This window comes from Streptomyces sp. NPDC030296 (assembly GCF_055572815.1).
The window spans coordinates 19,251-34,435 of record NZ_JBVICQ010000019.1 but is presented as its reverse complement, the minus strand read 5'-3'; the positions used below and the strand labels follow the sequence as shown (position 1 = coordinate 34,435).

At 69.4% G+C, this 15,185-nt stretch carries 13 protein-coding genes and 1 pseudogene; 12 read left to right on the top strand and 2 right to left on the bottom strand.

What is annotated here, in order from left to right:
• The first annotated feature begins 12 nt into the window (after positions 1-12).
• A complete protein-coding gene (locus ACZ4Z3_RS37305) occupies positions 13-1,833 on the top strand; it encodes an alpha-L-fucosidase (RefSeq protein WP_468505222.1) in 1,821 nt (606 codons plus the stop codon).
• Positions 1,834-2,314: 481 nt separating this feature from the next.
• Here ACZ4Z3_RS37305 and ACZ4Z3_RS37300 read toward each other — a convergent pair whose 3' ends face one another.
• Positions 2,315-3,235, bottom strand: coding sequence for a LysR family transcriptional regulator (locus ACZ4Z3_RS37300; protein WP_468505221.1), 921 nt, complete (start codon positions 3,233-3,235; stop codon positions 2,315-2,317).
• Between the two features lie 189 nt (positions 3,236-3,424).
• On the opposite strand from ACZ4Z3_RS37300, the gene ACZ4Z3_RS37295 reads away from it, so the two are divergent.
• The 9 genes from ACZ4Z3_RS37295 to ACZ4Z3_RS37255 are packed head-to-tail and all read left to right on the top strand — an operon-like array spanning position 3,425 to position 11,559.
• The gene (locus tag ACZ4Z3_RS37295) at positions 3,425-4,960 is read left to right on the top strand and encodes a carotenoid oxygenase family protein (RefSeq protein ID WP_468505220.1); all 1,536 of its coding nucleotides are present in this window, start codon (positions 3,425-3,427) and stop codon (positions 4,958-4,960) included.
• A gap of 8 nt (positions 4,961-4,968) precedes the next feature.
• A complete protein-coding gene (locus ACZ4Z3_RS37290; RefSeq protein WP_468505219.1) occupies positions 4,969-5,625 on the top strand; it encodes an MBL fold metallo-hydrolase in 657 nt (218 codons plus the stop codon).
• Entirely contained in the window at positions 5,625-6,413 is a 789-nt protein-coding gene (locus ACZ4Z3_RS37285) for an SDR family NAD(P)-dependent oxidoreductase (RefSeq protein WP_468505218.1), read from the top strand. The genes ACZ4Z3_RS37290 and ACZ4Z3_RS37285 overlap by 1 nt, the downstream gene beginning before the upstream one ends.
• A gap of 59 nt (positions 6,414-6,472) precedes the next feature.
• Complete coding sequence (locus ACZ4Z3_RS37280) at positions 6,473-7,090, top strand: carboxymuconolactone decarboxylase family protein (RefSeq protein WP_468505217.1); 618 nt, start codon at positions 6,473-6,475, stop codon at positions 7,088-7,090.
• Positions 7,087-7,959, top strand: coding sequence for a fumarylacetoacetate hydrolase family protein (locus ACZ4Z3_RS37275; RefSeq protein WP_468505216.1), 873 nt, complete (start codon positions 7,087-7,089; stop codon positions 7,957-7,959). The genes ACZ4Z3_RS37280 and ACZ4Z3_RS37275 overlap by 4 nt, the downstream gene beginning before the upstream one ends.
• Positions 7,956-8,804 carry a fumarylacetoacetate hydrolase family protein gene (locus ACZ4Z3_RS37270; RefSeq protein ID WP_468505215.1) on the top strand — a complete coding sequence of 283 codons (849 nt, stop codon included), beginning with the start codon at positions 7,956-7,958 and terminating at the stop codon, positions 8,802-8,804. Before ACZ4Z3_RS37275 ends, ACZ4Z3_RS37270 begins: the two co-directional genes overlap by 4 nt.
• A gap of 11 nt (positions 8,805-8,815) precedes the next feature.
• A complete protein-coding gene (locus ACZ4Z3_RS37265; RefSeq protein WP_468505214.1) occupies positions 8,816-9,601 on the top strand; it encodes an SDR family NAD(P)-dependent oxidoreductase in 786 nt (261 codons plus the stop codon).
• Between the two features lie 44 nt (positions 9,602-9,645).
• On the top strand, positions 9,646-11,106 hold the full coding sequence (locus ACZ4Z3_RS37260; protein WP_468505213.1) for an aldehyde dehydrogenase family protein: 1,461 nt from the start codon (positions 9,646-9,648) through the stop codon (positions 11,104-11,106).
• 57 nt (positions 11,107-11,163) lie between these two features.
• Positions 11,164-11,559: an SRPBCC family protein gene (locus ACZ4Z3_RS37255; protein ID WP_468505212.1), complete on the top strand. Its 396-nt coding sequence runs from the start codon at positions 11,164-11,166 to the stop codon at positions 11,557-11,559.
• 708 nt (positions 11,560-12,267) lie between these two features.
• Here the strand turns inward: ACZ4Z3_RS37255 and ACZ4Z3_RS37250 are convergent.
• Positions 12,268-12,924 carry a TetR/AcrR family transcriptional regulator gene (locus ACZ4Z3_RS37250; RefSeq protein WP_468505211.1) on the bottom strand — a complete coding sequence of 219 codons (657 nt, stop codon included), beginning with the start codon at positions 12,922-12,924 and terminating at the stop codon, positions 12,268-12,270.
• Between the two features lie 134 nt (positions 12,925-13,058).
• Here ACZ4Z3_RS37250 and ACZ4Z3_RS37245 point away from each other — a divergent pair.
• Positions 13,059-14,203 (top strand): annotated as a pseudogene (locus ACZ4Z3_RS37245) (VOC family protein).
• Between the two features lie 36 nt (positions 14,204-14,239).
• A complete protein-coding gene (locus tag ACZ4Z3_RS37240) occupies positions 14,240-15,178 on the top strand; it encodes a fumarylacetoacetate hydrolase family protein (RefSeq protein WP_468505210.1) in 939 nt (312 codons plus the stop codon).
• Positions 15,179-15,185 lie beyond the last annotated feature (7 nt).

Sequence of the window (15,185 nt, the reverse complement as noted above, 5' to 3'; positions counted from 1 at the left end):
CAGGAGCCGCACATGTCTTCCGCACCCCTCAGCCGACGCTCGCTGATCAAGGCCGCCGCGCTCGCCGGCGGTACCGTGGCATTCGGTCTGCCGCAGGCCCTGTGGCCCGCCACCGCCGAGGCCTACACCGTCCCCTCGAAGATGGACTGGTGGTACCAGGCCCGCTTCGGGATGTTCATCCACTTCGGGTCCTACGCCCACCTCGGGGACGGCGAGTGGGCGTTCAGCTCGGGCTGGAGCAAGTCCGACTGGCAGACGAAGGTCACCCAGGGGTTCAACCCGGTCAGCTTCAACGCCAACCAGATCGCCGATCTGGCCAAGAACGCCGGCATGAAGTACATCGTGATCACCGCCAAGCACCACGAGGGCTTCGGCATGTGGGACTCCAACGTCCCCGGCTTCACCGACACCACCGGCACCAAGCTGTACAACCTGCGCGACTACATCGGCTTCCAGCGGGACCTGCTCGGCGAGCTGAAGGCCGCGTGCGACGCCCGGGGCCTCAAGTTCTGCCTGTACTACTCGATCCTCGACTGGAACCATCCCTCGCAGACCATCGACAGCAACTTCTCCACCATGTCGTCGATGACCGCCCGCACCAACTACATCAACGACATGAAGGCCCAGCTGACAGAGCTGATGAACGCCTACAACCCGGCCCTGCTGTGGTTCGACGGCGACTGGAGCGGCAACCCCTCCACGCCCACCCTCACCGACTGGTGGACCGCGGCCGACGGCCAGAGCCTGTACAACTGGCTGACCCAGACCTGGCCGAACGTCATCGTCAACGATCGCGTCAAGCGTTACCACGGCCTGGGAGACTACGAGGTCGCGGAGTTCGGCTTCCCCAGCGCGCCGATGAGCCGGCCGTGGGAGTACTGCGCCACCATGAACGATGCATGGGGCTACAACAAGGACAAGGAAGACAATTACCACTCGCTCCAGTACATCCTCCAACAGATGGTCACCTGCATCTCCCGGGACGGCAACTACCTGCTCAACATCGGCCCCGACGGCGGCTTCAACCCCGACGGCTCCGCGAACGACGGCCACGTCCCACAGCAGCAGGTGAACATCCTGAACGGCCTGGCCTCCTGGATGGCGACCTACTCCGACAGCATCCACGGCACCAGCGGCAGTCCCTTCGCCACCGAGCCGTCCTGGGGCATGATCACCAAGAAGAGCGGCAAGCTCTTCGCCCACGTCTTCAACTGGCCCACGAACGGCACCCTGCAGATCCCCGCGGTACACAACACGATCAACCGCGTCTACCTGGTGAACAACCCCTCCGTCTCGCTCAACTACTCGGTCAGCGGCGGCCAGATCAACGTCCAGGTGCCGACCACCGCGCCCAACGCGAACGACTCCGTGGTCTGCGTGGAGGTCACCGGCATGCCGGCCGTTCTCGCCAACGGCGTCTACACGTTCGTCTGCGCCCAGAGCGGGAAGGCCCTCGACAACTCCAACACCACCACCGAGGGCAACCAGTGCGTCCAGTGGACCCCCAACAGCGGCCCCACCCAGCAGTGGAGGGTCACCGACCTGGGCCACGGCTACTACAAGCTGGTCTCCGTCCGCAGCGGCAAGGCACTCGACAACAACAACAGCACCTCCGACGCGTCGACGGTGGTGCAGCGGACCGACAACAGCAGCTGGCAGTGGCAGCAGCACTGGGCCATCGCCGCGCTCGGCAACGGCAGGTACCAGCTCGTCAACCGGGCCAGCGGCAAGGCGCTGGACAACGCCAACACCACCCAGGAAGGCAACCCGGTCATCCAGTGGACCAAGAACACCGGCCCCACCCAGCAGTGGACCGCGACCAAGGTCGGCTGAGCACCCGGTGAACGGATGAAGGAGCCGGTCGGGGCCGCGAGAGGCCGCGACCGGCTCCGGTGGTGCGCGCGGCGGCCCCCGGCTGAGCGGGCGCGACGCCACCACCCACGAGGGATCCAAGGCTTGTGGCGCGTATGTGCGTGTTCACACGGGCCAACGGCAAGTCCACAGGTCCGGATCGACGCCGAGAGCGACTCGTCGAGGCGCTTCGACACTCGGTCAGCTGTGACCAACCCGGGCAACGAAATCCGCGGCGGCGGTGGCTCGTCGCTGCCGATACGGCTGCAACTCACCCCCGCGCCCGACCAGGAGGACGACGCGGGTGGGACACCGAGGACCACAAGACAACGCGCATTCGGCGCGGCGCCAGGCCCGGTCGGCGGCGGCTGTCGAGACCGCGGTCGTCGTGCGGACGCGATCACCGCTGCCTGCGGAACACTGCCGCCGGAGCCCGATCGGACGACTCGGACAGCAGCTCGCACTACTCGAACTCAGGTGCTCCCCGCCCGGGCAGGCGGGTGAGCGCGAGACGCAGGAACGCCTGCGCGGCGGGTGAGGTCGGAGCCGGATCACGGTGGACGAGGGCCAGAGGCTGGAGCGCCTGCGGGTCGGCGAGGCACAGGATGCAGTCGGCGTGATCGGCGGGGACGACCGCGTCCGCAGCCGGGCGGGGTACGACGGTCACCCCGATGCCCTCGAACGCCAGTGAGGCGAGATCACCCGCGCTGCGCAGCGCGCAGACACCTCGACGACGGGCCCGCGCCCGATCGAAGGCGGCGTCCACCTGCGCGCGCAAGCCCGTGTCGGGAACGCATTCGAGGAAGCGTTCGTCGGCCAGCCTGCCCAGGTCGGTGACGCCGGCCCCGCGCAGCCGGTGCTGCCGGCCCACAACGGCCACCAGCGGCACCACGGTCAGCAGGTGGTAGGCGATGCCCGGGGGCAACTGGTGCTCGTGCAGGGCGACGACGGCGACCTCCAGTTCACCGGTGAGGAGCTGGGCGGTGGCGTGGACACCGTCGGAGTCGGAGAGAGTGACCTCGACTGCGGGGTATGCCTCCTGATAGTCCCGCAGCAGGCCGAGTTGGTCGATGTTCCCCGCCGTGAGCGTCACCGAGCCGATCCGTAGCCGCCCTCGCACGGGCCCGTCGAGCGAGGAGATCTCGGCCTGCATCTCCTGGACCGACTTGAGTACCCGCCGCGCGCAGGCGACGAAGATCTGCCCGGCCTGGGTCACGCGGACGCTACGGCTCGTCCGTTCGAACAGCCGGGCACCGACCTCCCGTTCGAGCTGGGTGATCTGGTGGCTGAGCCCGGACTGCCCGATGCTGCAGCGGGCCGCGGCCCGGGTGAAGTTGAGCTCGTCGGCGATGGCCACCGCGTACCCCATCTGCCGCAGATCCATCGCATTCTCCGATCATTTCGTGCGTGTTTCAGTGTTGGACGCCGATGACGTCCCGAGGACATGATGGTCAGGAACAGCTGATCGGCCCGGTTCAAGCTTTCACTGCGCCCCTTCTCGCAGCAGAGCGCCGCCAGCAAGGAATCAATCACATTCTTCGCTTGATCCGACCTTGCCACAGAGGAGAGAGCCATGGCCACTGCAACGACGCAGTCCGAGGGGACACCCGGGCGGCAGCCCGTGGGCACCCAGCCACCCCCGGAGACCATGCAGTTCCCGGACACGCCGAAGTTCCGGGGGTTCTTCACCCCGTCGCGGATCGAGGCGGACGTATACGACCTGGAGATCGAGGGTCGTATACCTCCCGAGCTGAACGGTGCCTTCTACCGTGCCGCCGCGGACACCCAGTACCCGCCGCGGTTCCCGAACGACGTGTACATCAACGGCGACGGCATGATCCACATGGTGCGGTTCGACAACGGCCACGCGGATCTGAAGACGCGCTATGTCCGCACCCAGCGCTTCCAGCTCGAACGCGCCGCCCGCCAGGCCCTGTTCGGCGCCTACCGCAACCCCTACACCGACGACCCGTCCGTCGCCGGCATCGACGACGGCAACGCCAACACCTCGATCATCTGGCACGCGGGCAAGCTGCTCGCGCTCAAGGAGGCGGCGCTTCCGTACGAGCTGGATCCGGCGACGTTGGAGACCAAGGGCGTCTACGACTTCTCCGGCCAGATCCCGGGCCGTACCTTCACCGCGCACCCCAAGCACGACCCGCGCACCGGCGAGCTGATCGCCTTCGCGTACAACGCCAGCGGTCTGCCGGACAAGCAGATCCACATCCACGAGATCTCCTCGGACGGCAAGGTCACCCGTTCCCAGACCTTCGAGGTCCCGTACTCGTCGATGGTGCACGACTGGCTGGTCACCCGGGACCACTTCGTCTTCACGATCTCGCCCATGGTCGCCGACCCGGAGCAGATGAAGACCGAGGAACAGTACTTCGTCTGGGATCCGAACCGGGAGACCTACGTCGCGATCATCCCCCGGGACGAGGGCGTGAGCGGCATCAAGTGGTTCCGCAGCGAGCAGCTCATGGAGACCCACTCCCTGAACGCCTGGACGGACGGCGACACCCTGATCGGCGACCACTTCGTCACCAGGTCCGGCTGGTTCTCCCAGTTCCCGAAGACGACCGTCGGCCTGCTGCCCGAACTGCCGCCGATCCTGCACCGCTGGACTTTCGACCTCACCCAGGGCGCCGCCCACTGGGACGATGCCACCGACACCTACCACAGCGAACAGCTCCTTTCCTCGCCCGGTGACATGCCCCGGGTCGACCCCCGCGTGCTGATGGAGAAGAACCGGCACGCCTGGGTCGGCGGCATGCACCCCGATGCGCCGATGGCCGAGATCGGACCCATGGGCCCGCCCTTCAACTCCCTGATCCACCGCGACGACAACACCGGCGCGATGACCTACTGGACCCCCGGCGAGCACGCCGCGCCCGAGGAGCCGGTCTTCGTCCCGAAGTCCGCTGACGCCGACGAGGGCGAGGGCTATCTGCTGGCGCTGGTCGGCCGGCGCGACCAGATGCGGCACGACCTGGTCGTCCTGGACGCCCTCGACATCGCCGCCGGCCCGATCGCCACCGTGAAGATCCCCTTCCGGCTCCGGTACGGCTTCCACGGCACCTGGGTGCCCGGCAGCGAACTGGGAAAGTGAGCACACCCATGCGACTCACCAGGTGCGGCCACGCGTGCGTCCGGCTGGAGCAGGACGGCGTCGTCATCGTCATCGACCCCGGCAGCTACTCCGACCCGCACGCGCTCGACGGTGCCCACGCCGTGCTCGTGACCCATGAGCACGTGGACCACTTCGCCGAGCCCGTCCTGCGTGCGGCGGCCGAAGCCGATCCCGGCCTGCGGATCTGGGCCAACCGGTCCGTGGCGGACCAGCTCGCCGGGCTCGGCGGGGGCCGGGTCAGTGTGGTCGGTGACGGGGACGCCTTCGACATCGAGGGCGTCGGCGTGGAGGTGCACGGAGAACTGCATGCCGTGGTCCATCCGGACCTGCCGCGGGTCACCAACGTCGGCTTCCTCGTGGGAGACACCGACACAGCAACCGTCTTCCACCCGGGCGACGCCTTCACCGTTCCCACGCGCCCGGTGGACACGCTCCTGTTGCCCGTCCACGGCCCCTGGTCCAAGACGGGCGAGGTCATCGACTACGCCCGCGAGATCAAAGCCCGCAGTGCTCTGTCGATCCACGACGGCGGTCTCAGCGAGAGCGGGAACGCGCTGGCGGACAACATGCTGCAGGTGTGCCTGAAGGACGTCGGGACCGACTACCGGCGGGTGGCGGCCGGGGCCGGAATGGAGCTCATGTGATGGCTTCGTCGACACGGACACAGAGGCCGTCCGTCGGGTGGCTGGGACTTGAAGGGCATGGCGCGCTCGTCATCGGGGCCGGAGGACTGGGCACCGCCTGCGTCCGGGGCCTGGCGGAAGCGGGAGCACGGCTGACGGTCGTCGACGCGGACGAGGCCCGGCTGGAGGCCCTGCGCGACGATCCGGCCTGCGCGGCCGCCGTCGTACGGACCATCACCGCGGACCTGACGTCGTCCGAGGCGTGCGAGCGGGTGGTCGCCACGGCGGCCCGCGAGCTCGATGGCCTGGATGTGCTGGTGCACGCCGTCGGCATGAACGACCGCCGGCCCGTGGTGGACACACCGGACGAGCTGTGGGACCGCATCCTGACCCTGAACCTGTCGACCGCGTTCTGGACCGGACGCGCCGCGGGCCGGCTGATGCGCGAGGCCGGTCACGGCAGCATGGTGTTCTTCTCCTCCGTCTCCTCCCTGCTCGCGCACCGCCATCACGGCCCGTACGCGGCCTCCAAGGGCGGCCTGGACCAGCTGGTGAAGGTGATGGCCCGCGAGTGGGCCGCCGAGGGCGTCACCGTCAACGCCGTCGCCCCGGGCTACTCGGAGACCGAGCTGACTCGCGCGTACCTGGCAAAGCCCGGCATGCGTGAGGAGTTGACCGCTCTGGTCCCCGCCGGGCGCCTCGGACAGCCGGAGGACGTGGTCGGAGCCGTGCTGTTCCTCGCCTCCGCCCGCGCCTCGTACGTCACCGGGCAGGTGCTCTACGTGGACGGCGGCCGCACGCTCGTCTGATCTCCCGGCTCCGTTGGACTTACCTGCACATCCCTGGACCTGCCTCGAAGGGAGCGCGGATGACCGCGCGTCTGGCCGGACTGCTGCCCGGCGAGTTGGACGAGCAGCAGAGCGAGGTCTACCGGGCCATCACCGCAGGCCCCCGGGCTACCGGGCCACAGGCGTTCCCCCTCGTCGACAAGGAGGGCCGGCTGCGCGGCCCGTTCAACGCCATGCTCCTCAGCCCGCCCGTCGGGCTCGCCGTCCAGGCGGTCGGGACGGCGGTGCGCTACGAGTCGGTCCTGACCGACCGTGTGCGCGAGATGGCCATCCTGGTCGTCGCCGCCCACTGGGGGAGTGCCTTCGAGTGGGAGGCGCACGAGGCCGTGGGCCGGACGCGCGGTATCACCGAAACCGAGCTGGACGCTCTGCGTGCCGGCGGACTGCCGGACCTGCCGGACCCGGCCGAGCGGACCGCGCTGCTCGCGACCGCCGCGCTGACCCGAGCCGGTGCGCTGAGCGACAAGGAGTACTACGACACGGTGGCCGCGTGGGGAGAGCGAGGCCTCTTCGAACTCACTGCCCTGGTGGGCTACTACGCGCTGCTGGCCCTTCAGCTGCGGGTCTTCGCGGGAGAGGGCCCGGCGGATCAGGCGGAGCACCGCCACACACCACACACCGAAAGTGGGAAACCATGAAACTGATCACCTTCGACGACGGCCGCGTGGGCAGGCTTGAACTGGAGGAGCGGCTCGTTCTCCCCCTGGAAGTCGCCTCGACCCGCGAGTACTTCGAGCGGGACGGCCGGGTGACGGAGACCGGCGAGCGGCTGTCGCTGGACGACGTGAAGCTGCGTGCGCCGATCGTGCCGAAGAAGTTCTTCCACACCTCCGGCAACTTCCGTGAGCACGAGGACGAGTCGAAGAACGTCGACTGGTCGCACCCCATGCACAAGGGGATCGTCTTCTTCCAGAACGTCGACGCGATCGTCGGCCCCGACGAGCCGGTGATCTACCCCGAGCACCTGACCAGCGAACTTGACTACGAGCTGGAGGTCGCCGTGGTCATCGGCAAACCCGGCAAGTTCTTCGGCGTCGACGACGCGCCCGACCACATCGCCGGCTACGTGGTCTTCAACGACATCAGCGCGCGCGACATCCAGCGCCGTGAGATGGAGTCCGGCGTCTTCTCCTTCTGCAAGGCCATCGACACCTTCTGCCCCGTCGGCCCGTACATCGTGACGGCCGACGAGATCCCGGACGCGCAGAACCTCGACATGGAACTGCGGGTCAACGGCGTGGTCCGGCAGAAGTCGAACACCAACCGCATGTCGGTCTCCATCCCGCACCTGGTCGCCTACCACTCCCCGCAGGGCTACAGCGCGGGGGACTTGATCACCACCGGCACCGTGCAGGGCGTCGCCAGCTTCAGCGGTGATCCCGACATGTACCTCAAGCCCGGTGACGTCGTCGAGGCGGAGGTCGAACGGCTCGGCGTGCTGCGCAATCCCATCGTCAGCTGGGAGCAGGGCCACGGCACGCCTGTACCGAAGAAGGTGGACTGGTGAAACTCGGCGTCATCCACGGCCGGGCCGTCGTGGTCCGCGGCGACCGGGCCGCGGATGTCGGCTGGGCCTCACAGGGGCGGCTCTCGACCGACCCGATGGCCCTGCTGGAGCAGTGGCGATCCTTCCGCGACTGGGCCGCCGCTCTGGCTGACGAGGCGTACGACATCGAGGTGGACCCGGCGGCTCTCCAGGCCCCGGTGCCCCGTCCCCGGCAGGTCTTCGCCCTCGCCCTCAACTACCCCCCGCACGCCGCCGAGGCGGGATTCACCCCGCCCGAAGAGCCGCTGGTGTTCACCAAGTTCCCGAGTTGCATCACGGGCCCGCACACCACGGTCGAGCTTCCTGCCGGCAAGGTGGACTGGGAGGTCGAGCTGGTCGCGGTGATCGGCGTGTCCGCTCACCGCGTGCCCGTCCACCGTGCCTGGGAGACGGTCGCCGGGCTCACCATCGGACAGGACCTGTCCGAGCGTGTCTCCCAACTCCGGGGAAAGCCCGCACAGTTCAGCTTCGGAAAGTCCTTCCCCGGCTTCGGGCCGACCGGTCCGGTCCTCGTCACACCGGACGAGTTCGACGACCCCGACGATCTGGGGATCACCGGGCTGCTGAACGGCGAGGTCGTCCAGCACGACCGCACCAAGTCCATGATCTTTCCGGTGCCGGAGCTCGTCGCCCGTCTGTCGGCCGTAGTGCCGCTGTTTCCGGGCGATCTGGTCTTCACCGGCACCCCGGCCGGGGTCGGCAACCGGATGGACCCGCCCCGCTATCTCGCCGAGGGCGACGAACTCGTCAGCCGTATCGAGGGCATCGGCGAGATCCGCCAGCGCTTCACGGCCGTACAACTCTGAAGGGACGTCCCATGACAGAGCAGAGCATTCCCCGCCGCTTCGAAGGCCGTACCGTCCTGGTCACCGGTGCCGGCACCGGCTACGGCGCCGAGATCGCCGTGCGTGCCGCCCAGGAGGGCGCCCGGGTCGCCGTCCACTACCGCAGCTCCGCGGCCGGAGCCGACAAGACAGTCGCCCGGATCAAGGACCTCGGCGGCGAGGCGTTCACCGTGCAGGCCGACATCGCCGTCCACGCCGACGTCATTCGCATGGCCGAGGAGGTGTTCGGCCGCTTCGGCAGCCTGGACGTGCTGGTGAACAACGTCGGTGACACGGCGGGCGACCAGATGTCCTGGCGAGAGCTCACCGAGGAGTCCATCGACCACGTCCTCGCGGTGGACGTCAAGGGCACGATGCTGTGCGTGCACGAGTTCGGCTCCCGCATGCTGGAGCAGGGCCACGGCGCGATCGTCAACATCGGCTCCACCGTGATCGTGCGCGGCAGCGCCCGCGCTCCGCAGTACGCGGCCGCGAAGTACGGCCTCCTCGGCATCACCAAGTCCTACGCCCAGGCGTTCGCCCCCGCCGTGCGGGTCAACACCTTCGCCCCCGGTTTCATGGAGACCGAGATGCTCCTCAACCGTGCGGACTGGAAGTCCGGCCGCCGCGAGGAGTTGATCGCCAAGACCCCGATGGGCCGCATCCCGGGCCCCGCCGAACTCGCGGGCACAGCCCTTTTCCTCGCCACCGACGACGCCGCCCACATGACCGGCGCCTACCTCAACGCCGACGGCGGCTTCAACATGATCGGCGCCTGACTCGCAGGATGCACGCCGGCCCGAGCACACAAGGAGACGACCCCGTGCCACTTGACCGTAACCTTCTGATCGGCGGCAAGGAGACCCCGGCCGTCTCGGGCCGGACCACCGCCGACATCAGCCCTTGGACCGGCGAGCCCTGTGCGTGGGTCGCTGCCGCCGGCCCCGAGGACGTACGAGCCGCGGTGGACGCGGCGGATGCCGCCTTCGCCGAGTGGGCGGCGCTCGCACCCTTCGCCCGGCGGAAGATCTTCCTGCGCGCGGCGGACCTCATGGAAGAGCGCCGTGAACAAGCCGTCGAGGTGATGGCCGCCGAGACGGGCGGAACCTGGGGGTGGGCGCTGTTCAACGTCGGGGTGGCCGCCAACATGCTGCGCGAGGCCGCCGCCGCGATCACCGCCCCGCGCGGGGACGTGCTCACCACCCAGGAGCCGGGCGGGCTGAGCCTTGCCGTCCGCGAACCCCTCGGTGTCGTGGCCGCGTTCGCGCCGTGGAACGCGCCGGTCATCCTCGGCACCCGGGCGGTCACCGCCCCGCTGGCGGCGGGCAACACCGTGGTGGTCAAGGCGAGCGAGGACGCCCCGATCGCGTGCGGCCTGTTCGTCGCCGACGTGCTGCGCGACGCGGGACTGCCCGACGGCGTCCTCAACGTCATCACCAACGACAAGGCGGACGCCGCGGGCATCGCGCGGGAACTGATCGCGGATCCGCGTGTCCGTGCGGTCAACTTCACCGGCTCGACCGGCGTCGGGCGGGTCATCGGCGCCCTCGCCGCCGAGCACCTCAAGCCGTCCGTGCTGGAACTCGGCGGCAAGAACTCCGTGATCGTGCTGGAGGACGCCGACCTCGACCACGCCGTGAACGCCGCCGCGTTCGCCGCGTTCATGAACTCCGGCCAGATCTGCATGTGCGCCGACCGCGTCCTGGTGCACACCTCACTCGTCAACGAGTTCACCCGGCGGTTCACCGCGAAGGTCGCCGGTCTGCCGAGCGGCGATCCGGGCCTGCCCGGCACCGTCATCGGCCCACTGGTGGACGAAGCCGCCGCGCGGCGGGTCGCCGCCCTGGTCACGGACGCGGTCGGCAAGGGCGCGCGCGTCCTGACCGGCGGCGGCAGGCCGGAGGGGGCCCTGCATCCGGCGACCGTGCTGACCGACCTGCCCGAGAATGCGGAACTGCACCACACCGAGGCATTCGGACCCGTCGTCGCCGTCAGGGCCTTCGCGGACGACGACGAGGCGGTGGCCCTTGCGAACGACACCGAGCACGGCCTCAGTTGCGGCGTCCTCACCGAGAACGGCACCCATGGCCTGAGGGTGGCACGCCGTATCCGCACCGGCATCGTGCATGTGAACGACCAGTCGGTGGGGGACGAACCGCAGGCACCCTTCGGCGGTTTCGCGGCCTCCGGTTACGGCCGCTTCGGAGGGCGCTGGGGCATCGAGTCCTTCTCGAACACCCGTTGGGTCACCCTCTCCACGGAGCACTCTCGCTACCCCTTCTGATCCTGGCGCGCCCGGCGCCTGCCCGGAGCCGTCATCACCACAACCAGGGAGTCCCCGATGGCAACGTTCCGTTTCGACACCCGAGTCGCACAGGACCCCGACCGTGTCTGGGCCGTGCTCACCGACGTGAGCACGATTCCGCAGTGGTTCCCGGCCGTGCAGGAGGCGCACTTCGACGGCACGCACCGCCACCTGACCACGGCCGAGGGAACGCTGAAGTCCCTCGTGGTGACGAAGGACGACGCACTGCGCCGCTTCCAGTACCGGTTCGTCGAGGGCATGCCCCAGCCCATAGACTTCCACCTGGGCACCATCGACGTGCTTCCCGACGCGGACGGCTCACGCGTGGTCTACAGCCAGGAAATCCTGCCCGAGGCGCTGGCACCCATCGTCGAGGGAGCCGTGAGCGAGGGGATCGCGGGCATCGCCCGGTACTTTGCCGCACACCCCTGACCCGGCAGGGGCGCACGAGGTGCGAGCCGGGCCGGCGGCGGTGACGCAGGGGCACACTCCGGTGCGGTCCGGGCCGGGTGACGTGGCCCGCCTCCCTGTACCAGGCGGGCCTCGGAGCCACGGGACCTGACGGTCAGTCCGCCGAGTGCGGCCACCACGATCAGGCCGATCGCGGCGTACGCCGCAGAGATCTTCGGCGGCGTACGCCGCAGAGATCTTCGGCTCCGGCACCTTGCGGACCGTGCCGAACAGCGCAGCTCCGGTGATCGCCAGGCCGACGGCCGCGGCAGCCCCCACCCCGGCGGGGTTCATGTGCTGCCAGAGCCTGCGGGACGCCCGCCACTCCGGCCTGCCAGCTGCAGTGGTCGGGCGGGCAGCCCCGGCGTGGCGACGCCGTTGGGGAACGTTTGGCCGACGACGACGGCGAGAGGCAGAAGCGGCCTAGGACCACGGTGCCGCTGACCGGAGTGCCGCGCCGTGTCGCCGGCGGCCGCAAACCGCATCGCCTTCACGGATGTCCGCAGCGTCCAGGGTGAGCCGCTCCGCTCGCTGAACGCGCTGCTGAACAGGGTGGATAAAGCCTTTACAGGTCCCCTGCCGTTGCGGAACGTTCTCGAGGGCTGCACCGACTCGCCGTCACCCCCCCGGCGGGGCGCGATCGGCGCCGACTTCGCCGGCCGCTCGGCCGCCTTCCGGCCGAGCCGTCGCTCACCGCGTAGGGGCGGTCGGTGAGGCGGGGTCGGGGAGGGGGCGCCGGGCGACTTCGTGGGCGTCGTCCTGTGGTACGCCCAGCATGCGCAGGACCATCTCGGCGAGGTTCACGGCGGCCTCGTCGCCGTCCAGGTCGGGGCGGGCGAATCGCATCTCCACCAGGGACAACAGGGTTCCGCCCAGTGCGGTCAGGGCGACCACCGGGTCGACGGGGGTGAAGCGGCCGGACGTCAGGCCGGCGTCAAGGTCTCGCAGTGCCCGCCGGGCCAGGCCGTTGTCCGAGTGGATGTGACCGAGGCCGCGGCGGCGCAGGATCTGCATCAGCTCGGGGTGGGAGTCGGCCATGCGGGCGCTGAGCCGGAAGCCCGCCGCGACGAGTTCCGCCGGGTCGTCGATCTCCGTCAGGCGCTCATCGAAGTTCTGACCGAACTCCTCCAGCGCGTCCACCACGGCTGCATCGAACAGCTCCGTCTTGGACTCGAAGTGGTTGTAGAAGGAGCCGAAACCGACGTCCGCGCGCTCGGCGATCGCCTGGATGCTGGCGCTGGTGTCCCCGGTCTCGGCGAGTATCTGCCGGGCGGCGTGGATGAGCGCCCGACGGGTCTCGGCGCGGCGCCGCTCGAAGCGGTTGCTGGGCGGGGCTGACGTAGACATACGCAGAGTCTACCCGCCCGGGCGATGACGATAGCAGCTCTGATGAGTCCATCATTCCTGCCGCGAACATCTTGACGGCGGAACTGTCAAACCTGATGATTCCCTCATTGAAGCAATGCTGCTCGGAGGGCACCATGTCTGAAACCCGCGTCCACGGGCCCGACGTCAAGACGGCCCACCAGGACCTCCACAGCGAACAGGGCGCCTGCGCGGTGAGCATCCAGGCCGCTCCCGCAATCCCGTGATCAAGGTCGCGGACCTGGCCTGGCTGGAGTTCGAGAAGCCCGACCTGGAGCGGGCGGAGGTCTTCGCCCGCGACTTCGGCTTCGGCGTCGCCGCCCGCACCGCGAGCGAGCTGTGGCTGCGGGGCACCTTCGCGGGCTCGCCCTGCATGGTGATCCGGCGCGGCCGCACGTCCCGCTTCATCGGCCCGGCGTTTCGCGCCGCCGAGCGGGGCGATCTGGACCGGCTGGCCCGCGCCACCGGATTGTCCGTACGGGACTCCGACGTGCCCGGCGGTGGAAAGGTGGTCGACCTGCTCGACCCCTCCGGCTTCCCCGTGCGGGTCGTGCACTGCGGCGAACAGCTCCCCGCACTGCCGGAACAGCAGCCGCTGATCCTCAACTTCGGCACGGATCACCGGCGTACCAACGCCACCCAGCGGCCGCCGCGCGAGCCGTCCCGTATCCAGCGGCTGGGCCACGTGGTGCTGGAGACGCGGGTGTTCGGCCGGGCCCTGGACTGGTACCTGGACACCCTCGGGATGATCGTGTCCGACTTCCTGTTCCTGGACGGGCAGCGCGGGCGCGGGCCGACGATGGCGTTCATCCGCTGCGACCTGGGCGGTGTGCCGGCCGACCACCACACCCTGGCCATGCACCTCGGGCCGGGCACCGGATACGTCCACTCCGCCTACCAGGTCACCGACCTCGACTCCGTCGCCGCCGGTGGCGAGTACCTCAAGGAGCGTGGCTACAAGCGCAGTTGGGGCATCGGACGGCACATCCAGGGCAGCCAGCTCTTCGACTACTGGCGCGACCCCGACCACTTCATGCTGGAGCACTTCGCCGACGGCGACCTGTTCTCCTGCGACGTGGAACCCGGCTGGGCGCCGATGTCGACCAGCGGCCTGGCCCGCTGGGGCCCGCCGGCCACCCGCGACTTCCTCGGCGCGAGCCCCTCCCCGCAGCGGGTCCGCGATGTCATCGAGGCCCTGCGCGGCGACAACGAGATGGATCGGGCACGACTGTTCGGCCTGCTCAAGGCCGCCAACTCCTGACCCCCGCACGCCAATCCCCCTCACAAAGGCACTGACATGAGTACCAATGTCCTGCGCACCGCTGACGGCTGGTGGGTCGTCCTCGGCGAGCGCGCCGTCCCGGTCGACACCAAGGCCGTCGCCACCGCCGAACTGATCGCCGACCGCGACGCCGTACGAGAGGCGGCCCTCTCAGGTGAGGCGGGCACACCCGTCGCCGACCTGGCCGCCCTCTCGCCGGTCACCACCCCCTGCCGGGTGGTCGCCCAGATGGTCAACTACCGCAGCCACGCCCGCGATTCGGGTTTCAAGGGCGACATCCCGCCCGCGTTCTTCCGCAAGGCGTCCGGCTCGGTCAGCGGCCCCGGCGACGCCGTCGTCCGCCCCGCACACGTGAAGTTCCTCGACTACGAGATCGAACTCGGGCTCGTCATGGGCGCGCCCCTGCCCGTCGGTACCGTCGTCGAGGAGCGGGACCTACCGTCGTACGTCGCCGGACTGGTGATCACCAACGACGTCAGCGCCCGTGAGGTGCAGCTGACCAAGACGCAGTTCTACGAGAGCAAGTCGTACCCCACCTTCACGCCGACCGGTCCGTACCTGTCGTTGCTGGAGCCGGAGGACTTCGCCCATCTCCTGGACCTGCGACTGAAGTTGAGCGTCAACGGCGAGCTGCGTCAGGACCGCACCCTCGCCGACATGATCGTCCGCCCGGCGCAGGCCCTGACCCTGCTGGCCCGGTTCCAGACCCTCGACCCCGGCGACCTGCTGCTGACCGGCACGCCCGGCGGTACGGCGCTGAAGGCCCCGCCGAAGCCGGTGGAGAAGATCGGCGCGCTGCTGCCGCCCGCCGTGAAGTGGAAGGCGTTCTTCAAGAGCCAGGCGAAGAACCCGCACTACCTCAGCCCGGGCGACGTGATCGCCGCGACGATCGCGACCCCGGACGGCCGGATCGACCTCGGTGAGCAGCGTACCCCCGTCACGGACGCGAAATGAGACCGGA